The 25,011-nt window shown below is 62.9% G+C and carries 29 protein-coding genes and 1 tRNA gene; 11 read left to right on the top strand and 19 right to left on the bottom strand.

Annotation, left to right across the window (positions count from 1 at the left end; translation table 11 throughout):
- Positions 1–2 precede the first annotated feature (2 nt).
- The gene (locus ACQR1W_RS15185; protein WP_434851514.1) at positions 3–536 is read left to right on the top strand and encodes an NADH-quinone oxidoreductase subunit B family protein; all 534 of its coding nucleotides are present in this window, start codon (positions 3–5) and stop codon (positions 534–536) included.
- Positions 537–808: 272 nt separating this feature from the next.
- Here the strand turns inward: ACQR1W_RS15185 and ACQR1W_RS15180 are convergent, their stop codons facing one another.
- Positions 809–1,129, bottom strand: coding sequence for a helix-turn-helix domain-containing protein (locus ACQR1W_RS15180; protein WP_035983425.1), 321 nt, complete (start codon positions 1,127–1,129; stop codon positions 809–811).
- A gap of 269 nt (positions 1,130–1,398) precedes the next feature.
- Between ACQR1W_RS15180 and ACQR1W_RS15175 the strand changes: the two genes are divergently transcribed.
- The gene (locus ACQR1W_RS15175) at positions 1,399–2,103 is read left to right on the top strand and encodes a spermidine synthase (RefSeq protein ID WP_434851513.1); all 705 of its coding nucleotides are present in this window, start codon (positions 1,399–1,401) and stop codon (positions 2,101–2,103) included.
- 228 nt (positions 2,104–2,331) lie between these two features.
- On the opposite strand, the gene ACQR1W_RS15170 is transcribed toward ACQR1W_RS15175, so the two are convergent.
- The 13 genes from ACQR1W_RS15170 to ACQR1W_RS15110 all read right to left on the bottom strand — a co-directional run bounded on the left by ACQR1W_RS15170 (position 2,332) and on the right by ACQR1W_RS15110 (position 12,019).
- Positions 2,332–2,517, bottom strand: a complete 186-nt coding sequence (locus ACQR1W_RS15170) for a hypothetical protein (protein ID WP_434851512.1) — start codon at positions 2,515–2,517, stop codon at positions 2,332–2,334.
- Between the two features lie 127 nt (positions 2,518–2,644).
- Positions 2,645–3,706: a Gfo/Idh/MocA family protein gene (locus tag ACQR1W_RS15165; RefSeq protein WP_434851511.1), complete on the bottom strand. Its 1,062-nt coding sequence runs from the start codon at positions 3,704–3,706 to the stop codon at positions 2,645–2,647.
- Between the two features lie 6 nt (positions 3,707–3,712).
- On the bottom strand, positions 3,713–4,162 hold the full coding sequence (aroQ, locus tag ACQR1W_RS15160; RefSeq protein WP_434851510.1) for a type II 3-dehydroquinate dehydratase: 450 nt from the start codon (positions 4,160–4,162) through the stop codon (positions 3,713–3,715).
- Positions 4,163–4,176: 14 nt separating this feature from the next.
- On the bottom strand, positions 4,177–4,923 hold the full coding sequence (locus tag ACQR1W_RS15155; protein WP_434851509.1) for an amino acid ABC transporter ATP-binding protein: 747 nt from the start codon (positions 4,921–4,923) through the stop codon (positions 4,177–4,179).
- 59 nt (positions 4,924–4,982) lie between these two features.
- A complete protein-coding gene (locus tag ACQR1W_RS15150; protein ID WP_434851508.1) occupies positions 4,983–5,810 on the bottom strand; it encodes a transporter substrate-binding domain-containing protein in 828 nt (275 codons plus the stop codon).
- 56 nt (positions 5,811–5,866) lie between these two features.
- Entirely contained in the window at positions 5,867–6,523 is a 657-nt protein-coding gene (locus ACQR1W_RS15145) for an amino acid ABC transporter permease (RefSeq protein ID WP_434851507.1), read from the bottom strand.
- Positions 6,524–6,533: 10 nt separating this feature from the next.
- Positions 6,534–7,202, bottom strand: coding sequence for an amino acid ABC transporter permease (locus tag ACQR1W_RS15140; protein WP_434851506.1), 669 nt, complete (start codon positions 7,200–7,202; stop codon positions 6,534–6,536).
- 51 nt (positions 7,203–7,253) lie between these two features.
- Complete coding sequence (locus ACQR1W_RS15135) at positions 7,254–8,117, bottom strand: shikimate dehydrogenase (protein ID WP_434851505.1); 864 nt, start codon at positions 8,115–8,117, stop codon at positions 7,254–7,256.
- A 13-nt stretch (positions 8,118–8,130) separates the two neighbouring features.
- The gene (gene aroE / locus ACQR1W_RS15130; protein ID WP_434851504.1) at positions 8,131–8,958 is read right to left on the bottom strand and encodes a shikimate dehydrogenase; all 828 of its coding nucleotides are present in this window, start codon (positions 8,956–8,958) and stop codon (positions 8,131–8,133) included.
- Between the two features lie 3 nt (positions 8,959–8,961).
- A complete protein-coding gene (locus ACQR1W_RS15125) occupies positions 8,962–10,203 on the bottom strand; it encodes a CaiB/BaiF CoA transferase family protein (protein ID WP_434851503.1) in 1,242 nt (413 codons plus the stop codon).
- Positions 10,200–10,670, bottom strand: coding sequence for a MaoC family dehydratase (locus ACQR1W_RS15120; RefSeq protein WP_434851502.1), 471 nt, complete (start codon positions 10,668–10,670; stop codon positions 10,200–10,202). Before ACQR1W_RS15120 ends, ACQR1W_RS15125 begins: the two co-directional genes overlap by 4 nt.
- 13 nt (positions 10,671–10,683) lie before the next feature.
- Positions 10,684–11,070: a VOC family protein gene (locus tag ACQR1W_RS15115; protein ID WP_008973154.1), complete on the bottom strand. Its 387-nt coding sequence runs from the start codon at positions 11,068–11,070 to the stop codon at positions 10,684–10,686.
- A gap of 4 nt (positions 11,071–11,074) precedes the next feature.
- On the bottom strand, positions 11,075–12,019 hold the full coding sequence (locus ACQR1W_RS15110; protein WP_434851501.1) for a ketopantoate reductase family protein: 945 nt from the start codon (positions 12,017–12,019) through the stop codon (positions 11,075–11,077).
- A gap of 103 nt (positions 12,020–12,122) precedes the next feature.
- Between ACQR1W_RS15110 and ACQR1W_RS15105 the strand changes: the two genes are divergently transcribed.
- Positions 12,123–13,106, top strand: a complete 984-nt coding sequence (locus ACQR1W_RS15105; protein WP_434851500.1) for a LysR family transcriptional regulator — start codon at positions 12,123–12,125, stop codon at positions 13,104–13,106.
- Positions 13,107–13,340: 234 nt separating this feature from the next.
- On the opposite strand, the gene ACQR1W_RS15100 is transcribed toward ACQR1W_RS15105, so the two are convergent.
- The 4 genes from ACQR1W_RS15100 to mnmA form a co-directional block, all read right to left on the bottom strand.
- A tRNA-Met gene (locus ACQR1W_RS15100) sits at positions 13,341–13,417 on the bottom strand.
- A gap of 228 nt (positions 13,418–13,645) precedes the next feature.
- Positions 13,646–14,020 (bottom strand): hypothetical protein, encoded by a 375-nt coding sequence (locus tag ACQR1W_RS15095; protein ID WP_434851499.1) that lies wholly within the window; start codon positions 14,018–14,020, stop codon positions 13,646–13,648.
- An 88-nt stretch (positions 14,021–14,108) separates the two neighbouring features.
- Positions 14,109–14,744 (bottom strand): class I SAM-dependent methyltransferase, encoded by a 636-nt coding sequence (locus ACQR1W_RS15090; protein ID WP_434851498.1) that lies wholly within the window; start codon positions 14,742–14,744, stop codon positions 14,109–14,111.
- Positions 14,745–14,768: 24 nt separating this feature from the next.
- Entirely contained in the window at positions 14,769–15,962 is a 1,194-nt protein-coding gene (gene mnmA, locus ACQR1W_RS15085) for a tRNA 2-thiouridine(34) synthase MnmA (protein ID WP_434851846.1), read from the bottom strand.
- 358 nt (positions 15,963–16,320) lie between these two features.
- On the opposite strand from mnmA, the gene ACQR1W_RS15080 reads away from it, so the two are divergent.
- Both ACQR1W_RS15080 and ACQR1W_RS15075 read left to right on the top strand, forming a co-directional pair.
- Positions 16,321–17,955: a flagellar hook-length control protein FliK gene (locus tag ACQR1W_RS15080; protein WP_434851845.1), complete on the top strand. Its 1,635-nt coding sequence runs from the start codon at positions 16,321–16,323 to the stop codon at positions 17,953–17,955.
- An 11-nt stretch (positions 17,956–17,966) separates the two neighbouring features.
- On the top strand, positions 17,967–18,653 hold the full coding sequence (locus ACQR1W_RS15075; protein WP_434851497.1) for a flagellar hook assembly protein FlgD: 687 nt from the start codon (positions 17,967–17,969) through the stop codon (positions 18,651–18,653).
- A gap of 24 nt (positions 18,654–18,677) precedes the next feature.
- Here the strand turns inward: ACQR1W_RS15075 and ACQR1W_RS15070 are convergent, their stop codons facing one another.
- Complete coding sequence (locus ACQR1W_RS15070; RefSeq protein ID WP_434851496.1) at positions 18,678–18,884, bottom strand: hypothetical protein; 207 nt, start codon at positions 18,882–18,884, stop codon at positions 18,678–18,680.
- A 97-nt stretch (positions 18,885–18,981) separates the two neighbouring features.
- Here ACQR1W_RS15070 and ACQR1W_RS15065 point away from each other — a divergent pair, with 97 nt between their 5' ends.
- The 6 genes from ACQR1W_RS15065 (at position 18,982) to flbD (ending at position 24,768) form a co-directional block, all read left to right on the top strand.
- Complete coding sequence (locus ACQR1W_RS15065) at positions 18,982–19,257, top strand: DUF1153 domain-containing protein (RefSeq protein WP_002714638.1); 276 nt, start codon at positions 18,982–18,984, stop codon at positions 19,255–19,257.
- Positions 19,258–19,591: 334 nt separating this feature from the next.
- Positions 19,592–21,199 carry a flagellar basal-body MS-ring/collar protein FliF gene (gene fliF, locus ACQR1W_RS15060; protein ID WP_434851495.1) on the top strand — a complete coding sequence of 536 codons (1,608 nt, stop codon included), beginning with the start codon at positions 19,592–19,594 and terminating at the stop codon, positions 21,197–21,199.
- A 46-nt stretch (positions 21,200–21,245) separates the two neighbouring features.
- Complete coding sequence (fliG, locus tag ACQR1W_RS15055) at positions 21,246–22,334, top strand: flagellar motor switch protein FliG (protein WP_008970645.1); 1,089 nt, start codon at positions 21,246–21,248, stop codon at positions 22,332–22,334.
- Positions 22,334–22,975: a FliH/SctL family protein gene (locus ACQR1W_RS15050; RefSeq protein WP_434851494.1), complete on the top strand. Its 642-nt coding sequence runs from the start codon at positions 22,334–22,336 to the stop codon at positions 22,973–22,975. Before fliG ends, ACQR1W_RS15050 begins: the two co-directional genes overlap by 1 nt.
- A gap of 3 nt (positions 22,976–22,978) precedes the next feature.
- Positions 22,979–23,329 (top strand): flagellar motor switch protein FliN, encoded by a 351-nt coding sequence (fliN, locus tag ACQR1W_RS15045; protein ID WP_008970643.1) that lies wholly within the window; start codon positions 22,979–22,981, stop codon positions 23,327–23,329.
- A gap of 59 nt (positions 23,330–23,388) precedes the next feature.
- Positions 23,389–24,768: a sigma-54-dependent transcriptional regulator FlbD gene (gene flbD / locus ACQR1W_RS15040; RefSeq protein ID WP_434851493.1), complete on the top strand. Its 1,380-nt coding sequence runs from the start codon at positions 23,389–23,391 to the stop codon at positions 24,766–24,768.
- The last annotated feature ends 243 nt before the right edge of the window (positions 24,769–25,011 follow it).

Below are 25,011 nucleotides of genomic sequence, written 5' to 3'. Positions count from 1 at the left end.
AAATGCGCAAGCTGCTCTTCCAAAGCCTGTTCCGGCCGCCATTGACCGAGCAGGCGCCGTTGCCAGACGACACCGCGGTAACCGAGCTCGCAACAGCGGTCGGTCGCGCTGCGCGGCGACACCTCGGCCGAAGTCTCTCAATACGCGAGGTCGACGCCGGATCCTGCAATGGATGCGAACTTGAAATCCACGCGTTGAACAATGCCTACTACGACATCGAGCGCTTCGGTCTCAGGTTCGTGGCCTCGCCACGGCACGCAGACGTGCTGATGGTGACGGGACCGGTAACGAAGAACATGCGCGACGCGCTGGAGCGCACCTATCACGCAACCCCGAATCCGAAATGGGTCGTCGCCGTGGGGGATTGCGCCCGCGATGGCGGTTGCTTCGCCGGCAGCTATGCGGTGGCGGGAGGGGTCTCGCAGGTAGTTCCCGTCGATCTTCATATTCCCGGTTGTCCTCCCTCCCCCACGATGGTCTTGCAGGGACTTCTCGCCTTGCTCGATCGAGCGGCCCCAGACGCCACTTCGGCGTAAGCCTCTGGGGAGGCTGTTTCATGCCGTCTTTCGAGACTGATCTTGCAGCCAGCGGCCCGCTGTTTGTTTCCTATTTGCGTCCATCGGAAGCGTGACGTTTGCCTGCAACCGCCTCGCAGCATGCTGGCGATATACCGATCAAATCGTTCCTGTTGCCCTGAGCTGCCATCTAGGCGCTTTAAGGCGTCAGAACCCGCTTGCGAGTACACTTCTCTTCAGTAATCTCATCACGCCCGATCGGGAAACCCCTCTCCCGGATGACGCGGGGAGGTTCATCGCGCCCGTTCTAAAGTCCGTGGCGAAGCCTTGGGCTGCTTCGTGTTCTTCATCTTCGGCTTCGTGACGTGTTGTTCTCTGAGACGAACGCCTCGACCACCGGCCGAACTCGCAACTCCCGGATTGATCAACTCGATCCCGGCATTCTCCAGCGCGGAAACTAATTTCACCAGGGAATCGACATTCCCGCGGATAACGCCGTCACTTGCTTCCATGCGTTGAATGGTAGGGACTGAAAGATCAGCGAGCTCGGCCATCTGACGCTGGTCGATATTCAGAAGCGCGCGGGCGGCCCTAAGTTGGTTGGCCGTGATCATGAAATGGCGAGCTCCGGTGAGATTCTCATTGAAGATACCTACACAATCCGAATTGCTACCTCAAGCATCAATCTAGATATAAATTATATCATTGAAAAATTCATGGCAGCTCGGACTGGACTGAGCTGGAGACTTCAATCGAATTTCTATCGAACAAACGCGGAAACATTGCCGGCAGTATCGGCATCGTTGGTGCCCCGCAAACTACATGATAAGAGATGTTTAATGCATTTATTCTGATACTCTAGTCTTTGGGATAGTTGCCTGCCGTGAAACTGCTGGGGCGTTATCAAGGGAAGAACGGACAGATCGACATCGTCGAGTGTTCGTGGGATGGAACACGTGTGTACTTCGAAGAAGGCGTAAGGCAGAGTCAGGCAACGCCCGACGGTGAAAGCGTCTTCACCTACGTCAAGCTTATGGACGAACTCTTATCCCGCTCTGAACAGATACTCGTCCTGGGCTGCGGCGGCGGAAATCTTGCGACACGGCTGTGGCGTCTCGGCAAGAGATTGACCATCGTCGACATTAACCCGATCAGTTTCGTGCTCGCGCACAGGTATTTCGATCTTCCGGACGAATTGCCATGCATCGTCTCCGATTTTCGAAGATTCGTGTTCGACGACCGCGGATACTACGATGGCATTGCGATCGACGTCGGCGGACCGGGATTCCGGTTCACGGAAGAGTTTGATGCGGAGACCTGCGACGCCATCCGCGCCCGTTTGGCACCGGGTGGCCGGATTGTGATGAACGTCTTGGTCGCACACGACATTGATCCGACACCCGATCGGATTGCGGCTAGACTCGCCGGTGAAGAACTGCGGACATGGATCGTCGATGAACCATCCATCGAGGATCGCAATGCCGTCATCGCTTGCATTTCTGAGAGGACCTTGGGTTCACGGGCAGCGCTCGAGCGCGTGATGCGCGATAGCCATGAACGCTGGGCGATCCGCCGGGGAAGATTGTGAAGCCGCGATCTCGCGTGTGGATTGCGCTAATGTCGCAGCTTTCGGCAGACCGAAACCCGAGACGTGGATAGCGGGTGTTGGGCTTGTGTTCTCCCTGGAATCGACCCCCTATTTTGCCTTGACTTGAGAGGAACGACGTCCCTCTGCGCCGAAACTCGCCTGACCGAGCACCACGGGATCGCGCGAGACCGCTTGCCGATCGAGCCAAGTTGCCCCGCTGGCCGTCATCTAGTCCTCGATGGCGAGATCCGAACGCACGGCGAGCACCACGCGCCGCCGTCCCTGCGCGTCATTTAACTTGCCCAGCGCGACAATCGAGCCGGCCCCGCTGTCGCCGGTGGCGTCGAGGTCGGGGAATTTGACGTGATAAGTACAGCCCTCGAGGCCGTCGATCACGGCATAGGTTTTTCGCACGCCGAGCACTGGCAGAATTGTACGCTGGTACGGAAGGACGTTGAAGAATATTCGACACCTTGTCGAATGAAAGCGACGTCCGTCGCGGAAAATCGAAAACAGCCTTTACGCGCCTAGAACGCCCCAACTATGGAGACATCCCGAGCATGCCTCCCGATACCGACACGAGATCTCCGGTTTCTGCCGCGCGCTTGACCGCATCGATCACTCTGAGGGTTTTCAGCCCCTCGTGCCCGCTGACTACAGGCGCGGCCGTACCACGAATAACTCCACAAAAATTGGCGATCTGAAGGCCGAGCGGGTCTTCCGTTTCGTAACTCAGCCGCTCGCGTTCGATCGGCGCCCACCAGCTGGCCTTGCTTGGGTGACGCCATAGATCGAGTTGCGGAATAGCCAGCGATGCCCTCGTGCCACCGATCTGGTAACACGTCTCCGGCGTATGACTGTAAGCCGGGTTCTCACCAGCCGTGAATTCCCAGCTCCAAGGCGATTGGATGGTGTCGGAGACATTGACCGTTCCCAGTGCGCCGGAGTGAAAGTGCAGGATGATCACCGCTGTCTCTTCAACCGCATTTCCACGCAGGCGATTGGAGTGGGCAGCCTGTACCGCCGCGATATCCCCACACAGGTACCGCAGCAGGTCGACATCGTGAATCAAATTCAGGAAAACAGGCCCCGCCCCTTTTTCGCGGCGCCAGGCCACATCGAAATAGTCGTCAGGCTTGATCAGCCAGAACATGCCGTGCACCGACACGATCGAGCCGAGCCGGCCGCTGTCGATCTCCGCCTTGGCGCGCTGGATCATCGGGTTGTGGCGGCGATGATGACCGGTGAGCAGCGGCACGCCCGCTCGCTCAGAGGCTTCGACCAGGGTCTGTGCAGCGACGAGGTCATCCGCTAGCGGCTTCTCGATGAGCGCCGGGATCCCCGCAGCGATGCAATCCATACCGTTGGCCACATGCACCTGATTGGGGGTGGCAACAACCACTCCCTCTGGTCGGCTCTCGGACAGCATGTCCTGCAAGGACGGAAACCAGTCCACTTTCAGCGATACCGCCAACTCTCGTGCCGCCGGCATCGGATCGACGATCGACGACAGTATCGCCTCGGGGCGCGCGAGGATGTGCTCAATGTGCCGTTTGCCGATGAGACCAGCTCCCATCACCGACAGGCGGACGGGTGCACTCATGCGACGTTATTCCTTCTTCTCGTCAATCAGCCTAGCCACACGGCGCAAGCCGAGCAGATAGCCCTGAGTGCCGAAGCCTGCGATCACCCCGTCAGCTCGCTTGGAGACGAAGGAGTGGTGGCGGAATTCCTCGCGCTTATGCACATTGGAAATATGCACCTCGATCACTGTCCCCTCGAACGTGTTCAAGGCATCCAGGATGGCAACCGAGGTATGGGTGAACGCCGCGGGGTTCATTACGATACCGGCAGCCGTCTCGCGCGCCTCATGAATCCAATCGATGATCTCGTATTCTCTGTTGGATTGATGAAAGCGAATCTCCAGGCCAAGCTCCTTGGCGAGCGCCCGACAATCTCGCTCCACGTCCGCAAGCGTCTCGTGGCCATAGATGTGGGGCTGACGCTTTCCGAGCAAATTGAGATTCGGCCCGTTCAGGACATAGACAAGACGACTCATAGGAGTAACTCCGTTCAGTGATGCGCGAGGATCTCACCAAGGAACTGCTTGGTGCGGGCGTGCTGTGGATTGCGGAAGAAGGCATGGGGCGCGCCTTCTTCGATGATCTGTCCTTCAGCCATGAAGATGACGCGATCTGCAACCTGGCGGGCAAAGCCCATCTCGTGGGTGACGCAGATCATGGTCATGCCGTCGTTGGCGAGGCCAATCATCGTATCGAGCACTTCCTTGACCATTTCGGGGTCGAGGGCGGACGTCGGCTCGTCGAACAGCATGACCTTGGGCTGCATGCAGAGCGCGCGCGCGATCGCGACGCGTTGTTGCTGACCGCCTGAAAGTTGAGCCGGATACTTCTCGGCCTGGTCGCCGATGCGGACCCGCTCGAGGTATTTTCGCGCGGTCGACTCCGCTTCGGTCTTGCTGACGTGGCGCGCGCGAATGGGGGCGAGCATGCAGTTCTGCAACACCGTCATATGCGGAAAAAGATTGAAGCTCTGAAAAACCATGCCGACGTCTTGACGTACGACGTCGATCGCCATGACGCTGTCGTCCAGCCGATGACCGTTCACCACGATGCTGCCCTGCTGGATCGCCTCCAGGCGGTTGATACAGCGGATCAGCGTTGACTTGCCCGAACCGGACGGACCGCACAGCACGATCTTTTCACCTCTCCGCACAGTGAGATCAACGTTGCGGAGAGCCTGGTATCCGCCGTACCACTTCTGCACGCCCTTCATTTCGATCAGGATCTGATCCTGCATGCTGGTCTCCGCTGTCAGGCGGCGGCCAACGCGGACCGCGCGTCGGCCGCTCGCAGTGGCTACTGGACGGTGAACGGAACGCCGGGGATCGAGTCGGGGAAGGTCGGGACGGGCACCTTCATCCATTTGGCATAGAAGGCGGTCAACTTGCCGTCCGACTTGATCTGGTCGATGAACTTGTTGACCGTCTCGTTCCACTCCTTCTCTCCCAGGCGCGTGCATGCGCCGTTGTACAGAGCGGTGAAGTGGAGCTTGGGCTCGAATCCAAGTTCCGGCTTTGCGGCGTTCAGACGCTGCGGGTAGAACAGGTTCGCACCGACGGCCTGGACCTGGCCAGAGAGCAGCGCCTGTACCGTGGCCGCGTCATCGTCGAATCTGCGAATCTCGGTGCCCGACGGGGCGTTGTTGGTGACCTGCGTATCTTGCGTGGAGGAGCGCGGGACGCCGATGACATATTTGCCCATATCGGCATTGCTGCTGATCGGCGTTGCCTTGGCGGCGACGAGCGTGATCTCATTGGCGACATACGGCTTGGAATACTGCACCGCCTTGGCGCGGTCCGGCAGCATGGCCATGGTCGCGAACAGGATGTCCACTCGGCCTGTGGTCAGTGCCGGGATACGATTGGCTACGGCCAGCGGCGCGAATTCGGCTTTCACGCCGAGATATTCAGCGAATGCGCGCCCCATGTCCGCGTCGATGCCGTCCTGCTTTCCTGAGCTATCGACATAGCCCCAGGGAGGATTATCCCCCTGAATGCCGATAACGACGACCCCCTTCTTCTTCACGTCCTCCAACGTGCCGGCCTGCACTTTGCCCGCCGTGGCGACAGCCGCCAATGCGAGTAGCGCGGTTCCGAGCTGGCGGCGAGTGATCGAAAGTGGCATTGGTTTTCTCCTCCTCTTGGCGGCGGCTGTATTTTGATTGGGCAGGTGCGCCGTTCCTACCTTTGATTGGCCAGGGCAAGCCTGGCCTCCATCCGGCTGCCCCACCATGAGAGTGGCCAGCACAGAACGAAATACATTGCACCGACCACGCCGAAGACGAGCAACGGCTGAAAGGTCTGGTTCGATACGATTTGACCGGCGCGCGCGAGTTCGATGAACCCGACGATGGCGGCGAGCGAGGTGCCCTTGATGAGCTGCACGAGATAGCCGATGGTTGCCGGCAGCGAGATGCGGATCGCCTGCGGGAGCACAACGTCGCGCATACGGGACGAATAGTGCAATCCAAGCGCCATGGCCGCCTCGGTCTGGCCGCGCGGCACGGCCTGGATCGCGCCGCGCCAAATCTCACCAAGAAAGGCGGAGGCATTCACCGTGAAACCGATCGCCACCGCGACGAAGGCGTCGAGCTTCAGCCCGGTCAGCGCCAATCCGTAATACACGACGAAAAGCTGCAGCAGCAGCGGAGTGCCCTGGAAAACCCCGATGTAAATTCGGATGACCCACTCCACGCCCTTGTGACCACAGGTGCGCAGCAACGCGACGGCCAACCCCGCGGTGCAGCCGCCCGCAAACGCGACCAGCGTAAGCAGCATCGTCCATTGCAGCCCACGCAGCAGGAATCCGAACTCAGGGAGGCCGAAATGCGGTGCCATGATCTCCGCCTCAGCGTGTCGGATATGAGAAGAAGCGATAAGAGATGACGGCGAAGCCCAGCATCAACAGCCAGGAGATCGCGAGGTAGAGGAAGGTAACGAAAAAGTAGACCTCGAAGCTGCGGAACGTGTCGCTTTCGATCCGCTGAGCAACCGACGTCAATTCGTAAGCCGACACCGCCGAACAGATCGACGAGGTCAGCGTCAGCATGATGAACTGCCCCGTGAGCGAGGGGTAGATGGCGCGAAGCGCGGGCTTGAGCACAATGAACCGGAAGACCTGCCCTTTGTGCAGTCCGAGCGCGTAGCCTGCCTCCAACTGTCCTTTATGAATAGATTGTACCCCGCCGCGGATGATCTCGATGGCGTAGGCGCCGCCATTGACACCGAGTGCAATAACGGCGGTGGCCGTCGGATTGAGCTTCAATCCGACGAGCGGCAGCGCGAAGAACAGAAAGAAGATCTGCACCAGGAAAGGTGTATTGCGCACGATCTCGACGAAGCCGATCACGAGAGCACGCAGCCACGCCGCCTTCGAATCCCGTGCCGCGACGCCGGCCACACCGATCATCATTGCGAGCGTCATTCCCGCAAGCGCAAGGCCCAACGTACCCACGCAGCCCCACAGCAGCGCGGGCATCGCATGCCAAACCACCGAGAAATCGAGCGTGTAGCCCATCGTGCGTTTCCTCTCGGGCGTTGTGCGTACCGCTCGCCCATCGGCCGGGTGTTACCCTCCCAGGGATGCGAAAGTTGCAAAGAAGATGTCTGGATCAGGTGAGATGCCCGTGAACAGGCGAAAAGCTTCGGTGCCCTGGAAGATCGCCATGCCGCCTCCATCGGCCGTGCGGCAGCCAAGGGCACGCGCTGCGCGGAGCAGTGCGGTTTCCAGCGGGAAGTAGACGATCTCGGCGACCCAGAGACCCGGACGCAGCAGGGCAGTCGGCAGCGGCGTCCCTGGATACTTCTCCATGCCGATCGGCGTCGCGTTCACAATCCCGTCTGCGGCAGAAACGGCGGCTGCGACATCCTGGCCGACCTTCAGACGTCCCCTTTCGAATCGCGACGACAACCCGTCGACCACGCTCTGCGCCCTGGGCACGTCGACGTCTATGATCGTGAGATCCTGCACGCCAAGCTTCATGAGCGCGAACGCAACTGCTGCCCCTGCACCACCCGCCCCGAACTGGACGACGTGGCCGAGCGGAGCACCTTGCATGTTGCGGCGAAAATTCTCCGCGAAACCGAACCAGTCCGTGTTGTGGCCGGTCATTCGGCCGCTCCTGATGACCACGGTGTTCACGGCGCCGAGCGCTTCAGCCTCCGGCGAAAGCTCGTCCAGCAGCGGAAGGATCGCCTGCTTGCAGGGATGGGTCACGTTCAATCCATCGAAGCCCATCCACTTTGCCGCAGTGATCAATTCCGGGAGGGATTCGACACCAAGGTTCAACTCTGCCAGATCGATCTTCTTGTACAGATAGCGGATACCGGCCGCGTCAGCCGCGGCTTGGTGCATCGGCGGGGTGCGCGACGCCGCGATGCCACTGCCGATCAGACCGACGAGAAAGCTGGGTTTCGGATGGACCGCCAACATGTCTCGTTGCCCGTCAGGTCAAGGGAACGGTTAGCTTGGCGATCACCTCAGCCGTGCTCGGCCTGACGCCGCGCCACCAGACAAAGGCTTCCGCCGCTTGCTCGACCAGCATGCCGACGCCGTCCGCCAGCTTGGCTGCGCCCGCTGCGCGGGCAGCCTGCAGAAAGGGGGTCAAGCCTTTGCCGTAGGCGAGTTCGTACGCAAGCTCCGCACCCTGGAAGACATTGCCCGGAAGCGGCGGCATTTCGCCTCGCAGGCTGGCCGAGGTCGCGTTGACCACGACGTCATAGCCTTCGGCGAGGTGCGCCAGTTCAGCATAGCCGCTGACAATCAGGGGACCACAGCCGGCAAACTCTTCAGCCAGTGCCACAGCTTTCGACAGCGTTCGATTGACGAGAACCAGCTCAGAGGGCTCCTGGCGCAGGAGCGGCAGCAGCGCACCACGCGCGGCTCCTCCAGCGCCGAGCATCAGGACACGGCGGCCCTTCATCTTCACGGCCAGATTCACGGTAATATCGCGCACGAGGCCGACACCGTCGAAATTCTCGGCAATGATCCGGTCGCCCTCGAACTTCAGGCAGTTCACGGCGCCGGCCTGTTTTGCGCTGTCCGAGAGCTCCGTTGCATAGGCGAAGGCATCGAGCTTGAACGGGGCGGTGATGTTCAGCCCTCTGGCACCCTCGGCACGAAATTGATCGACCCGTTCGGCGAAGCCTCCAATCGGACCCTCGATTGCTTCATAGGACAGGTCCTGCCCGGTCACTTTGGCGAACGTGCCGTGGATGAAGGGGGACTTCGTGAACCCGATCGGATTGCCTATCACGGCATAGCGGTCAGTCATCGCTCACTCCTCCACGGCGGCTTCGTTGTAGAGAACGCCGTCGCGAACCATCGCATCGACATTCTCAAGCGAAAAGCCGAGCGAGGCGGCAATGCGGCGGTTATCCTGCCCAAGCAGCGGTGCCGGAGTGCGTACCGTCGTGTCACAGTCGGAGAAGCGAAAAGGCAGGTTTGGCAATGTCACCTTGCCGAGCACCGGATGCTGCTGCTCGACCAGCATGCCGCGGGCGTGGATCTGCGGATCCCTCACGACCTCTTCGATGGTCTGCACAGGAGCGGACGGCACACCTGCTTCCTCGAGTGCGGCAAGACAGGCATCCCGGGAAGGCTGCGACAGCGTCCAGTTGCGCACAATCTCCATCGCCTCGGCATAATGAGCGTTCCGCGCGGCAGGCCTGGCAAAGCGCTCGTCGGATGCGAGCGCGTTCCCACCGATCAGCGTCGCCAATCGTCGCCACGCGTCATCGACCTGCGCGGCGATGACAAGATTGCCGTCCTTGGCCGGGAAGACTCCGTAGACGGTCGAGTCCGGTTGTCCGCTGCCGGTCTGCTTGGGCAGGTCGGTGCCGCCGGAGAGGAAGTAACGCTGAATCGCGTAATCGTGCATCGAAACCATGCAGTCGTACAGCGCCAGATCGATGTGCTGGCCGCGCCCGGATGATGCGCGACCAACCAGCGCCGCATTGATCGCTGCGACACCGTGAATACCGGTATACATGTCGGCCAGCGGCATCCGCAGCAGCGGCGGTGCTTCACCGGGCGAGCCCAGTTGCGCCAGCGCGCCCGACATCGCCTCTGCGATCAGGCCGAAGCCCGGACGGTCGGCATAGGGACCAGTGTGGCCATAGGCGGAGACCGAGCAATAGATCAGCCTGGGATTCCGCGCCGACAGCGCCTTGTAACCGAGCCCGAGACGCTCGAGTGCGCCAGGGCGGTAGTTCTCGATGAAGACGTCGGCTGTGTCGACCAGCTTCATCATCATGTCGAGACCACGCGTGTCGCGCAGGTCGATGCACAATCCCTGCTTTCCCATGTTCTGCTGCAGGAAGTAGCCGGATTGTCCGTCCTTGAAATACCCATGGGCGCGGCCCGCATCGCCTTGCTTCGGACGCTCGACTTTGATGACTTCCGCGCCCATCGCGGCGAGGCAACGGCCCATGAACGGGCCTGCCAGGAAATGGCTGTAGTCGATGACGCGAATGCCTTTGAGCGGCAGATCTTGGAGCGGCAGATCTTGCGCGGTCATGCCGGCTCTCCCGCGGCGCTGGTTTTCGGGCGCATTGGAATCATCAGCCGATGCTCACCCAGCTGCACCACCTCGCCGCGCTGATTGACGAGCTCCGAGGGCAGCACCACGATGCCCCACCCATCGCGCTTGGTAGTGCGCATCGAACCGACGCGGAACTTCACGTGGACGGTGTCGCCGAGCTTGATCGGCAGCTTGAAATCCCACGTCCAGCCCAGCGACATTCCCGGAAGGAAGCGGTAGTCGGCACGGGTCTTCAAACCGTCGGCCAGCGACAGACCAAACAGCCCGTGCGCGACGCGCGTGCCGAAGGGTGTGGTCTTGGCGTATTCCTCGTCGACATGAACGGGCGTAAAATCACCCGTCAATTCGGCATAGGCATTCACCATCGCTTCGGTGACCGTCACCGAGGGAGTGACGCATTCGTCACCGACCTTAGCATCGTCCCAGTAGCGCTCACCGGTCATGTCGCGTCTTCCTCTAGGCACGGGGATTGATCGCCAGGGCCGCTTCCACGGCACCTGCACTGGCCTGCAAGATTTCGAGGTTGAGACCGCCGGGCAGCTCGAGCCAGTTCGGCCCCGCGGGCAGCGCCTTGGCGCCCCATGCGGCGGCACGGGCGAGCACACCCTCGTAATCGTCGACCATGATGCCGAGATGGGCGAGACGCCCTTCCGGCCCCGCAAAGTTTGGATCTTCAATAAGTTGCACGCTTCCCAGCACCCACACCTGGCGCGGACGCGCGCCATGGCCAGGCTGCTCGTCGCGGATGCCGAGACCCAGCACCTCACGAAAGAAAGCGACGTGACGATCAACGTCCGGCACGCGGATCGCGACGTGTTCGACATAGGCGCGAGGCAGCGACATCGTCTCAGGTCTTTCCAGGATAATCGCTGCGGGCGTATTCGATGCCCTTGACCAGCGCGACGAGGGTGGAGTTGACCGGGGTCGGCACCTTGAGCTTGGCGCCCCAACGCACGACGGAGCCGTGGATGTAATCAACCTCGGTCAGATTGCCGGACTGCAAGCTCTGCAACATCGACGTCTTGAACTCGGGCGGTAGTCCGGCAGACGCCATCGTCCAGGCACGTCGCGGGTCGGTAATCGAGATCTTCACGCCGGCGGCCTGCGCGACCGCGATGCCCTCTGAGATTGCCGCCAGCGCGCAATCTTCCAAGATCGGTAGCGAATAGAGGCCGCCATAGGTCAGCCCGGTAATGGCGGTAACCCCGCCGCCGGCGACGTTGATAAAAAGCTTGTCCCACATCGTGCCCAAGATGTTGTCGCTGAGCAGCGTGAGGATGCCGGCACGATTGAAAGTCTCGGAAATTCGCCGGGCGCGTTCCGTCAAGCGTCCATCAAGTTCGCCAACAATAGTTTCCTTGCTGATGACCCCGGAGCGAACATGACCAGGGCCCAGCAGCACGCCACCAACATAGGTTTTGCCCGCCATGACCCGGTCACGACCAACCTCCTCCGACAGGATGTCCTCGTGACCGAGACCGTTTTGCAGCGACATCACGACCGTCCGCGGCCCAATGATCGGCGCTGCCTCCCGGACGGCATCCCGCGTGTGGTAGGATTTGACCAGAACAATGACGAGGTCTGCCTCTACGCCGACCTCGGCCGCGGAAGTGCAAGCAGTGACCTTCACGATGGTCTCGGAGTCACCTTCGAGCATCCGCAGGCCCGTGGCATTGATTGCGTCGACATGAGCCTGGAACGGATCAATCAGCCAGATCTCGGCCCCGCCGCGCGCCAGCGTGCCGCCGATGGTCGACCCTAAGGCCCCCGCTCCGATAAAGCAGATCCTCATCCGAACGCTTCTCCCAGCGCCTTTCTCGGCGTTGGACGCGTGGTAGCAGGCTGGTCGACATTAAGATATGCTATGATCCTTATACGTATTATTGTGAATCACAATGAAGCACTCAGATCATCGTGCCGAGACCAACCTGCTGGACCCGCGCCTGCTCAGGCTCTTCGACGCATTGTTCACCACCGGCAGCGTCACCAAGGCGGCCGAGAAGCTCGGTCAAAGTCAGCCGACGATCTCGATCTGGCTGGCACGCCTGCGAAGGGAATTGGACGATCCACTCTTCATCAGGTCGGCGGACGGGATGCTGCCGACGCCGCGCGCCGAGGCGCTCATCGGCACGGCCAGACAAGCGTTAGAGATGCTGCGCCGTCTCGCAGAGCTTCGCACCGACTTCGATCCGACGACCGCAAAGCGCCGGTTTGCCATCTGCATGACGGATGGGAGCCACGTCACGCTGCTCCCCTCCATTCTCGCTCACGTCCGCCGCGTTGCCCCTGGCGTTCGTATCGAGGCGACACAGATCGGCTCCGACACACCACGGATGCTGCAATCCGGCGAGGCCGATCTGGCGCTCGGCTACATCTCGGATCTCGACGCCGGGCACTTCCAGCAGGCGCTCTTTCCGCAGGACTGGGTCTGTTTGACCAGCGCCAAACACGCTCGAATCCGCGACCGCATGACGGTAAAGGATTTCAGGCGCGAGGCACACGTCCTCATTCGCTCCGGCACGGGACATCAATTGCTCGCTGGCGCGCTACGGGAGCAGCGGATAGTCCTTGAGGTTGCGCTCGAGCTACCCGGCTTTTTGGGACTACCCGCAATCGTCGGGACGACTGATCTGGTCGCCACGCTTCCACGACACATTGGCGAGACGCTGGCTCACTACTATGGACTACGCGTGCTCGACTGCCCGCTGGCAATCGCCGGGTTTACGGTGAAGCAATATTGGCACGCCCGTTTCCATCATGACCCGGCAAGCCAATGGTTGCGCCAACTCTGCGGGGAGCTCTTTCAACAGCAGGAGGTGCGGGGTCTCCATCGTTCTGGTCGACCAAAGAAACGAAGGCCACGCAATTTGCCGTCATAATGGGGTCTGCTTTCGGCCCTGCTTGCCATACGACCGAGCCTAAACGCCCGTTTCGCGCCAAAGCGCTGCCGATGTCATGCGCCCGGTCCTCACCGCCGCGGTTGGTCGCAGAGCCCAAGGCTCCACGCCTTTGCAACCGACCAATTCACGCGAATGTTCAGTGGGCTACCATGGGCTACCATCGGGAGCGTTAGATCGTAGATAATCGTGCTTTGGCGTAGAAAATCGCAGGATTGGTAGCGGGGGAGGGACTCGAACCCCCGACCCCAGGATTATGATTCCCGTGCTCTAACCAGCTGAGCTACCCCGCCACGGTGTTCGGCCAAGGTCCAGTGCGGGTCTAAAAGACCGCGGACGGCTTCGCGAACGCGCGGCATATAAGGAGTCCGTCGACGGCCTGTCAAGCAAGCGTCGCGGACATTGCAAACCTTACGCTCCGCATGTCGCGCGACGCGCCGATGCGATCCCGGTTCGACTACGGCGATATCGTGACCACCCGGCCTACCGCGCGCCCCGCCGCTTGTGGGACGAGAGCCCGCTCACTTCGGCTGCACGTTCGGATTCCCGCCGGGGCTGCCGGGCGGCGGGATCACCGGCGTCGTGCCGCCCTCCGGGGTCGGCGCATGCATCTCGGGATCGACGCCGGCCGGCGGGCACAAGACGCCGTTGGTCTTGGCAAGCTTGTCGCCCAAGGGCTCGCCGGCCTGGCCGGTGGTGATGCCGTCCGGGGTCGGGGTTGCCCGCGCGTTGGGGGCGCAAGCCGCGTTCTGATCGGCGGACGGCGCGGGCGCGGTGGCCTGCGGCGGCGTGGCTGGGGTCGGCGGGGCCTGACCGTGAACCGCAGTCGCGGCGCTCGCCGTAAGCGCGAATAAAACCGCGAGGAATGGAACAGCGAATGATGTCCTGATGCTCATGGCTCGGCAACGCCGGGCCGACGATGTCGTTCCGCCCGCGTCGCGCCGCCGGGTGTCATTGACGGGTGATGGAACCGCCCTGCTCCGATCAATTCTTGCGGTAGCGGATCAGCGAGAAATGCCCGAGCGGCGGCATTGGGCGCCGTTCGGCCAAGGCCACACCACCGTGTCTGGCGGCCCAATTGGTCAGCCGCGCCCAGGGGAATTCCGGCCGCCAGCCGAGCCGTCGGGCAATCGGCGCGAACGCCAGTTCGAATATCCGGCGCGGGCCCGTCTCGGCGCCGATATGATTGACCAGGATCAGCTCGCCGCCCGGCTTGAGCACGCGGATGAAATCGTCGAGCGTCGCTTCCGGGTCGGGCACCGCGGTGATGACATATTGCGCGACCACGGCATCGAACAGATTGTCGGCGAAGGCGAGGTTCTTCGCATCCATCACTGCCAGCACTTCGACATTGCTGAGCTTGAGCTCGCGCACGCGCTGCTGCGCCCGCCGCAACATCGGCTCGGAAATGTCGACGCCGCAGATTTTGGTCGTGCGCGCATAGTCCGAGAGCGAGAGCCCGGTGCCGACACCGACGTCGAGGATGCGGCCGCCGATCCGGTTCGCTTCCGCGATGGTGGATTGCCGTCCCTCGTCGAACACCCTGCCGAACACCAGGTCGTAGACCGGCGCCCAGCGCTCATAGGCCTTTTCGACCCCGGCGCGGTCGATGTCCCCCATGCCCCTCTTACCTTGACTTGATGATCAGCCGCGGACGGCCTCGGCGATGCGCTGCGGCCCCGCGCTGCGGCCCGTGGCTTGCGGCTTGGAATCGGCGCTCTGGATGAAACCGCCGCCCAGCACGCGGGCGCGGCCGGACGGAGCGTCGTAGAACACACAGGCCTGTCCCGGCGAGACGCCCTCTTCGCCGGCGACGAGCTCGACCTCGTAATGCCCATCGGCGCCGCGCAGCCAGGCCGGCTGCGGCGGACGCGTCGAGCGCACCCGCACGAACAGCTCGAGCCCGCCACGCAGGGCGGCATCGAGCGCGCCGTCGCCGATCCAATTGACCTCACGCAGCAGGATGCGATGCGTGCGCAGCGCCTCGCGCGGACCGACCACCACGCGCCGGGTCTGCGCATCGAGCCTGATGACATACAGCGGCGCGCCCTTGGCGATGCCGAGCCCCTTGCGCTGGCCGACCGTGAAATTGGCGATGCCGTGGTGATTGCCGAGCACGCGGCCGTCGAGATCGACGATCTCGCCGGGCTCCATCGCGTTCGGCCTGAGACGGCCGATGACATCGGTGTAGCGGCCGGTCGGCACGAAGCAGATGTCCTGGCTGTCGTGCTTGTCGGCGACCTCGAGCTCGAAACGCCGCGCCAGTTCGCGCACCTCGGGCTTGGTCATGTCGCCGAGCGGAAAACGCAGATAGTCGAGCTGCTCGCGCGTGGTCGCGAACAGGAAATAGCTCTGGTCGCGATCGGCATCCGCGGCGCAGATGAGCGCGCGCGATCCGTCGGCCAGCCGGCGCGAGGCAACATAATGGCCGGTCGCCAGCACCGAGGCGCCGAGCTCGCGCGCGGTCGACAGGAGATCGCCGAACTTGATGGCGCGGTTGCACTCGATGCAGGGCACCGGCGTCTCGCCCGAAGCATAGCTCGCGGCGAAATTGTCGATCACGGACTCGCGGAAGCGGTCTTCGTAGTCCAGCACGTAGTGCGGAATGCCGAGCCGGGCTGCGACATTGCGCGCATCGTGGATGTCCTGGCCGGCACAGCAGGCTCCCTTGCGGTGGGTCGCCGCGCCATGATCGTAGAGCTGCAGGGTGATGCCGACCACGTCATAGCCTTCCGACTTCAACAGCGCAGCCGTCACCGAGGAGTCCACGCCGCCGGACATGGCGACGACCACCCTGGTGTCCTGCGGACGGCCTTCGAGATCGAGACTGTTGAGCATGGTCAGGTCACTGCGATGGACCACGGACGGGCTCCCTGCTGACCGGGAACTCTCGCGTGGCGCCGTTGTGCGGTTAGCAAGCCCTCCTCGCGATCTTCCGGTCCGGACCAAGGCCCGGTCGGTAACGCGAAAAAAGCCACTCTCTAATATAGGTGCGTGTCCTGCGAAGCAATCGCGCTGGCCGCAGGCCTGCGCGGCAAATCTTGCCGGCCGGGCAGAAACGGCGTGGGTGCCGAGGCGCGACGGTCAGACCGACACCGATGTAACACATTGATATTAAAAGAATAAATCAGGAGAGCCGGGCTGGCCCGCTCCTTGCTGAACCGCTTCGGTTGAGTCGATCGTGAGAGGTTCTAAGGTGGTCAGCGTCACGACAGAAATTACGGCCAGCACGGCCTACCAGGCAACGGCAGCGAAGTCGACGCGGCCCGATCCCGCGCAGCTCACCGACAGCTTTGCGGCGCTGGTCGATGCTGCGACCCCGCCGTCCGATTCGTCCTCTTCTGCGCCGACCACGTCCCCACCGAGTCCACCGCAGCGCAGCAGCAGCACGAATTCATCCAGCGCCAGCCGCGACTCCTCGTCAAGCAGCAGCAACGACGCCTCGGGTCCCCGTTCTGCGAGCGACAGCGACCCGAGTTCAGCGCGTCCTGACCGGACCGCCGACGCCGGCCAGACCGACAAGGCCAGCAAGAGCGGCAAGTCGGACAGCAATTCGGACGGCAAGTCCGCCGCGACTTCCAGCAAATCGGGAACGGACGACGGCAAGTCGACCGCCAAGACCGACACTGACAAGAGCGCCAAGGACGACAGCGCGGCCGCCGCAGCTGCTGTGACGCCGACCGCAGTGCCGACCACCCCGATTGCCGTCGCGGTTCAACCCACCATCGCTCCGGCCGATGCACCGGCCGCGCCCGCGACGACCGACGGCGCGGATTCCGCTGTCACCGCCGCAGCCACAACTGCAGCCTCCGCCCAGGCGGCCGCCGCCGCGACGGGCGCGTCCGGCACGGTCGATGCCAAAGCGGGCCTGATGGCCGCAGCGGCCAAGGCCACCAATGGCACAAGCGCGAAAGCGGCCGACGACACCACGGGCGGCACTTCAACCGCGACGACGTCAGGCGCAACCGAAGATGCCAAGCCAGCGGGTGCATTTGCGGCTGCGCTTGATGCCGCCGCGCCCTCGACCGCGAAGACATCGGGCAAAGCCGCGGCCACACAGCCCAAGGCGACCGGCGCCACCGCAGACGGCGCCAAGGCGCCGGACACGACAGCGCCGCAGACCCAGGCCGCCGCTCAGGCCGACCCGACCGGCGCCGCGCCACAGCAGGCAGAGATCGACAAGGCCGCGGTCCCCGTGGCCGACGCCGCCAAGAGCAATGGCAATGCGGCTTCGCCGGCCGCGCATGATCGCGCCGGCGCGCAGGTCGATGTGCAGGCCCCCATCAGCTCCGACCCGAGCGCACAGGTGGCCAGCGCCTTGCAGCCGCAGCTCTCCGCGCCCACCTCGACGGCCGCGCCAATCACGTCGGCGAACCTGACCGCGACTGCCGCGACATCCGGCACGGTGCCGCTGCATGGCGTTGCGGTTGAGATCGCCGCCTCCGCGCTGAACGGCAAGAGCCGCTTTGAGCTGCGGCTCGATCCGGCCGAGCTCGGCCGGATCGATGTCCGCATCGATGTCGACAAGAATGGCCAGGTCACCTCGCATCTGCGGGTCGAGAAGCCGGAAACGCTGTCGATGCTGCAGCAGACCGCGCCGCAGCTGCAGCAGGCCCTCAACGATGCCGGCCTCAAGACCAACAGCGGCGGGCTTTCGTTCTCGCTCCGCGACCAGACCTCTTCCGGCCAGAACGGCAACGACAATCAGTCCAACAACAGCAATGCGCATCGCCTGATCGTGACCGAGGACGAGACCGTTGCGGCCCAGATGGCCGGGCGGTCCTACGGCCGGATGTATGGGTCGCAGGGCGGCGTGGATATCAGGGTGTAAGGAGAGCGATCATGGCCACTGGTGATGCAATCACGTCGCCGCCCCCGGTTTCAGGGACGACGACGCCCACATCGAACTCAAACACATCTTCGAATTCGAATACGTCGATTGCTGGCAACTTCCAGACCTTCCTGACGCTGCTGACCACGCAGCTGAAGAACCAGAACCCGCTCGATCCGCTGGACACCAACCAGTTCACCCAGCAGCTGGTGCAATTCGCCGGCGTCGAGCAGCAGCTCAAGACCAATGATCAGCTCGCTTCGCTGCTCTCGGTGGAGCAGACGACGCAGGCGACCCAGGCCCTCGCCTTTGTCGGCAAGACCGCCGTGGTCAACGGCTCGACGACAAGTATGGTCAAGTCGGCAGCGGCCTGGAACCTCAACATTCCGTCGAACTGCAATCTGACGTTGACCATCACCAACAGCGTCGGCCAGACCGTCTACACCGGAAAAGCTTCGGCTAGCGCCGGCAACAACCAGCCATTCCAATGGGACGGCCGGGGCAATGACGGCACGCAATGGCCTGACGGACAGTACAAGCTGACCACCACGGCGACCGACACATCTGGCAAGCCGGTGGCGATCACCACCCAGATCGCGGGTGTGGTCTCGTCGGTCGACCTGAGCCAGCAGCCGCCGTTGCTGTCGATTGGCGGCCAGACCTATACGGTCAACCAGATCCAGCAGATCGTTAACTAGCGCCCATACCTTCCGAAGTTCGCATCACCTCGCGGCAAGTTCTTTGGCGAACTTCGGACATCCGAACAGCACCCGCTCTGTACGGACGCCAACGGCGTTGATCCAGTGCTTCAACATGAAGCTCGCCTGAGACGCCAGGACTTCGGGCCAAGGCCCGGAAAGATTTAAGAATTCATTTACCATGATCAGCAGTCTGGCGCTTTTCGGTGCCGGACCGCTCGTCATTTCCAAGGAGCCTCTTATTGCGCGACTTCGCTTAGGCAAATTTTAAGCGGGTCGGCGTAGGTTACTACCGTGAGTTCAGTGGTTAAGAGTTTGTGAGTAAGCCATGACAGAACCCCATCGCCCGAGGGTGAAATACGTCATCGGGCCGGACGGCAGCCCGCTCACCATCGCCGATCTGCCCGCGCCCGGCACCAAACGGTGGGTGATCCGCCGCAAGGCCGAAGTCGTCGCCGCTGTCCGCGGCGGACTGCTGTCGCTTGAGGAGGCCTGCAGCCGTTACACTCTGACCGTCGACGAATTCCTGTCCTGGCAATTCTCGATCGACCAGCACGGTCTCGCCGGCCTGCGCACCACCCGAATTCAGCAATATCGTCAATAGATCCTTAACGACGCCATCCTGATTCGAAAAAAAACGGCTTGGCCACGCCAAGCCGTTTTTTCGCATGTCGACAGTTTGTTAGTACCCTTTAACAGTCGTTAACCATATCGAAACCTTCCCATAGGCAATAATTGCCCAGTGGTCCGATTCAGATTTCGCGCGCCGCCCGCAAGCCGCGGTGTCCGTGGTCGAGGTCGAGAGACCATTTGGAATGCAGGTGCCCGGCGAAGGTTGGATCAAATCTCGCGTTAATTGCAATCGGCCGTAAAGGCCCGCGACGTTCAAATCCCGCTCTCGCCGCCACCTGTTGAATACCGAACTGTGGGGCAGTTGCTTGCAAGGCCTGGTTGATTTCCTGAAGGGTTTGGGCGCCGCGCGGCTGATGGCGATGATCGCGGTGACGGCCGCGCTGATCGGCTTCTTCGCGTTCGTCATCATGCGCGTGACCACGCCGCAAATGACCACTCTTTTTACCGATCTCAGCATGGAGGACTCCTCCAGCATCATCAAGGATCTGGAGCGTCAGGGCATCCAATTCGAGCTGCGCAACGACGGCAGCGTCATCCTGGTGCCGAAGGACAAGGTGACCCGGCTGCGCATGAAGCTCGCCGAGGGCGGCCTGCCCAAGGGCGGCGGCGTCGGCTATGAAATCTTTGACAAGTCGGATGCGCTGGGCACCACCAGCTTCGTTCAGAACATCAATCATCTGCGCGCGCTGGAAGGCGAGCTCGCCCGCACCATCCGGTCCATCGATCGCGTCCAGGCGGCGCGCGTGCACCTGGTGCTGCCGGAGCGCCCCCTGTTCTCGCGCGAGACGCCGGAGCCGTCCGCCTCGATAGTCGTGCGCGTGCGCGGGGCGCTTGACCCGGCGCAGATCCGCGCCATCCGTCACCTGGTGGCCTCGGCCGTCAACGGGTTGAAGCCTCAGCGGGTCTCGATCGTCGACGAGGCCGGCCAACTGCTCGCCGACGGCTCGGTCACCGACGTCGATCAGGCGGTCGGCGACGAGCGGCGCACCGCCTTCGAGAAGCGGATGCGCAAGCAGGTCGAGGACATCGTCTCCTCCGTGGTCGGCCAAGGCCGCGCCCGGGTGCAGCTCTCGGCCGATTTCGACTACAACCGCATCACCCAGACCTCCGACAAATACGATCCCGAAGGCCGGGTGCTGCGCTCCAGCCAGACCCGGGAAGAGCAGTCGGCGACCACCGAGAGCAACGGCCAGGTCACGGTCGCCAATGAACTGCCGGGCACGCCACCGAACGCCAACCCGCAGACCCCGCGCGACCAGAGCAAGAAGACCGAGGAAACCAACAATTACGAGATCTCGCGGACGACCAAGACCGAGGTCACCGAGGCCGGCCGCGTCAACCGCATCTCGGTCGCGGTGCTGGTCGACGGCGCCTACGACAAGAACGAGAAGGGCGAACTGGTCTACAAGGAGCGCAGCAAGGAGGAGCTCGACCGCATCGCTGCCCTGGTGCGATCGGCAATCGGCTTCGACCAGAAGCGCGGCGACCAGGTGGAAGTGGTCAATCTGAAGTTCGCCGAAGCGCCCGCGGTGCCGCAGATCAACGAACCGAGCGGCATCCTCGGCATGCTGCAGTTCACCAAGGACGACGTCATGTACGTCATCGAGCTCGGCGTGATGATGCTGCTCGGCCTGGTCGTGATGTTCATGGTGATCCGCCCGCTGGTGAAGAAGATCCTCGCCTCCGAAGACGTTGCCGCGCTGACCGGGTTGCCGGCACTCACCGATGAGACTGCCCAGGCCGTGGCGCAGGCCGCGAGCTCGCAGCAGACCGCGCATCTGATCGACGTCGCCCAGGTGCAGGGCCAGGTTCATGCCCAATCCGTGCACCGGGTGGGCGAACTGGCCGACCGTAATCCGGGCGAGGCCGCCGCTATCATCCGCCAATGGCTCGCCGAGCCGCAACAGAACTGATCCAGAAACGTCAACGTCAAGCGCAGAAACCGAAATATAGATCGCCATGTCGCTCCCACAGACGCAGAACGCAAACACGAACGACATCTCCACCGTCATCGCGACGCTCGCCAGCCGTCAGGCCCAGCGTCCGAAGAGCGAGCCCCTGAGCGGGCCGCGGCGGGCCGCCGTCATGATGCTTGCGCTCGGCGAGCAATATGGCGGCAAGATCTGGCAGCAGCTCGACGACGACGAGGTGCGCGAGCTGTCGCTCGCGATGTCCACCCTCGGTACCGTCGAGGCTGACGTGGTCGAAGACCTGATGCTGGAATTCGTTTCGCGAATGTCGGCCTCCGGCGCGCTGATGGGCAATTTCGACGCCACCGAACGGCTGCTGCAGCAATATCTGCCATCGGAGCGCGTCAGCGGCATCATGGACGAGATCCGCGGCCCCGCGGGCCGCAACATGTGGGAGAAGCTCTCCAACGTCCAGGAAGAGGTGCTCGCGAATTATCTCAAGAACGAATATCCGCAGACCATCGCGGTCGTGCTGTCCAAGCTGAAGCCGGAACATGCGGCGCGCGTGCTGGCGATCCTGCCCGAGGACATGGCGCTCGACGTGATCGGCCGCATGCTGCGGATGGAGGCCGTGCAGAAGGAAGTGATCGAGCGGGTCGAGCAGACCTTGCGCACCGAATTCATGTCGAACCTGTCGCAGACCCGCCGCCGCGACGCTCACGAGGTCATGGCCGAGATCTTCAACAATTTCGACCGCCAGACCGAAACCCGCTTCATCACCTCGCTGGAAGAAGAGAACCGCGAATCCGCCGAGCGCATCAAGGCGCTGATGTTCACCTTCGACGACCTGATCAAGCTCGACTCGGCCTCCGCGCAGACCCTGATGCGCAATGTCGACAAGGACAAGCTCGGCGTCGCGCTCAAGAGCGCCAACGAGGAGGTTCGCAACTTCTTCTTCAGCAACATGTCCTCCCGCGCCGCCAAGATGCTGCAGGACGACATGGCCGCGATGGGACCGGTGCGCCTGCGCGACGTCGACGAGGCACAGGCCCTGCTCGTGAACCTGGCCAAAGATCTCGCCGCCAAGGGCGAGATCATGCTCACCAAGAACCGCGCTGACGACGAACTGGTGTATTGATGGCAGCGCCCGCGAAATTCCTGTTCGACACCGACTTCTCCGCACCCGACAAGTCGCGGGAGCGGGCGGCGACGGCCGCCGAGATCGCGCAGAAGGTCGCAGCAGCCGAAGCGGTCGCCTACCGCAATGGCTACGAGGCCGCGCAGCGCGAAGCCAAGGTCGAAGCCGATCGCCGCATGGCGGCTTCGCTCGAACAGATCAACATCCATCTGCAAGGCATCGCCGCGCGCTTCGCCGTCGTCGAGGAGCGGATGGAGACCGAAGCGGTGGACGTTGCGATCGCGGTCGCCCGCAAGCTGTGCGGCGCGCTGATCGCGGCCGAGCCGCTCGGCGAGATCACCGGTCTCATCACCGACTGTTTCGCTCACCTGGTCGCAACGCCGCATCTCGTCGTGCGCATCAACGAACAGCTTTACGACACCGCGCGCGAGCGGATCGAGAAGCTTGCCAAGCAGAGCGGCTTCGAGGGCCGCCTCGTGATCCTGGCCGAGCCGGAGATCGTGACCGGCGATTGCCGGATCGAATGGGCCGATGGCGGCGTGGTGCTGGAGCGGGCGGCCATCGAAGCCAAGATCAACGAACTTGTGGGGCGCTACATAGCGTCCAGGAATCCGGCCGCCGCTGCGGCCAAGGGAGTTTAAGTCATGAGCGACACCGATTCTCAGGTCCCGCTTCCCGATCTCAACGGCACCGACGCGCCGCCGCTCGGCGACGTCACCTATACCGACGACGAGCAGGCCGCACGCATCGCCGCTGACCTCGAAGCCGTGTTCGACGTGCCGGTGCAGGTCTCGGCCGTGCTCGGCCGCTCCAAGATGGACGTCGGCGAGTTGTTGAAGCTCGGGCCGGGCACCGTGCTCGAGCTCGACCGCAAGGTCGGCGAAGCCATCGATATCTACGTCAACAACCGTCTCGTGGCACGCGGCGAGGTGGTGCTGGTCGAAGACAAGCTCGGCGTGACGATGACAGAAATCATCAAATCCGATCGCAACTGACACGAATGACAGACGCGCGCCTTGTCGGAGCAGCGCGGAGGAACGAATAGGAGATCGACATGCGGCTTCTGATCGTCGGGACGCTGAAGGGCCAGCTGACCGCCGCCACCAAGATCGCCATGGACAATGGCGCGACCGTCACTCACGCCGAGGACAACGAGCAGGCGATGCGCGTGCTGCGCGGCGGCAAGGGCGCCGACCTGCTGCTGGTCGAGGTCGGGCTCGACATCCGTGACCTGGTGATGCGGCTTGATGCCGAGCACATCCATGTCCCGATCGTCGCTTGCGGCATCACCAGCGACGCCCGCGCCGCGGTCGCCGCGATCCATGCGGGGGCCAAGGAATATATCCCGCTGCCGCCCGAGCCTGAGCTGATCGCGGCGGTGCTCGCCGCTGTCGCCAACGACTCCCGCGATCTGGTCTACCGCGACGAGGCGATGGCCAAGGTGATCAAGCTCGCCCAGCAGATCGCCGGCTCCGATGCATCGGTGATGATCACCGGCGAATCCGGCACCGGCAAGGAGGTGCTGGCGCGTTACGTGCACAGCCGCTCGGCGCGCGCCAAACGTCCCTTCATCTCGATCAACTGCGCCGCCATCCCCGAACACCTCCTGGAATCCGAACTGTTCGGCCATGAGAAGGGCGCCTTCACCGGCGCGGTGGCGCGCCGGATCGGCAAGTTCGAGGAAGCCTCCGGCGGCACACTGCTGCTCGACGAAATCTCCGAGATGGACGTGCGGCTGCAGTCGAAGCTGCTCCGCGCCATCCAGGAGCGCGTGATCGATCGTGTCGGCGGCACCCGGCCGGTTCCGGTCGACATCCGCATCATCGCCACCTCGAACCGCAATTTGGCCGATGCCGTGCGCGAGGGCAGCTTCCGCGAGGATCTCCTGTTCCGGCTCAACGTCGTGAACCTCAAGATCCCTCCTCTCCGTGAGCGCCCGGCCGACATCCTCGAGCTCGCCCATCACTTCGCGCGCAAATATTCCGACGCCAATGGCGTGCCGCTGCGGCCGATTTCGGCCGACGCCAAGCGCGTGCTGACCACCAATCGCTGGCCGGGCAATGTGCGCGAACTGGAGAACACCATGCATCGCGCGGTGCTGATGGCCGTTGGCGACGAGATCGGGGCCGATGCGATCCTCACCCCCGACGGCGACCGTCTCGACATCGTCAAGACGCAGCCTGCCGTGGCCCATGCGACCATGGCCGCGGAACAGGTGACGCGGGCCCTGGTCGGCCGCACCGTGGCCGACGTCGAGCGCGACCTGATCCTGGAGACGCTGAAGCATTGCCTCGGCAATCGGACGCACGCGGCCAACATCCTGGGCATCTCGATCCGCACGCTGCGCAACAAGCTCAACGAATATGCCGATGGCGGCATGCCGATCCCGCCGCCGGGTGCAGGCGAAGCGCGGATGCCGACGACGATCGGGTAGCTCAAGCGATTCACCGTTAGTTTTCGCGATTGCGCCTGTTCATCGAGGCAATCGAGCATTTAGTTGCGGACGTCATTGCGAGCCGGAGGCAAAGCGATCCAGTCCTCCTGCTAGGCTCTGGATTGCTTCGTTTCTAGCCACCACCCCTGATCTCTCCGAATCGAGAAGCGCGAACCTTCGATCCCTGTGGCACAGGCTGAGGATCCGGCCTTAAGATTCAATCAAACGCGGGCTCCGGGGCCT

The organism is Bradyrhizobium sp. HKCCYLS1011, assembly GCF_051167795.1.
Lineage (GTDB): Bacteria > Pseudomonadota > Alphaproteobacteria > Rhizobiales > Xanthobacteraceae > Bradyrhizobium.
The sequence above is the reverse complement of the archived record's forward strand: the minus strand, read 5'-3'. Positions and strand labels throughout refer to the sequence as shown.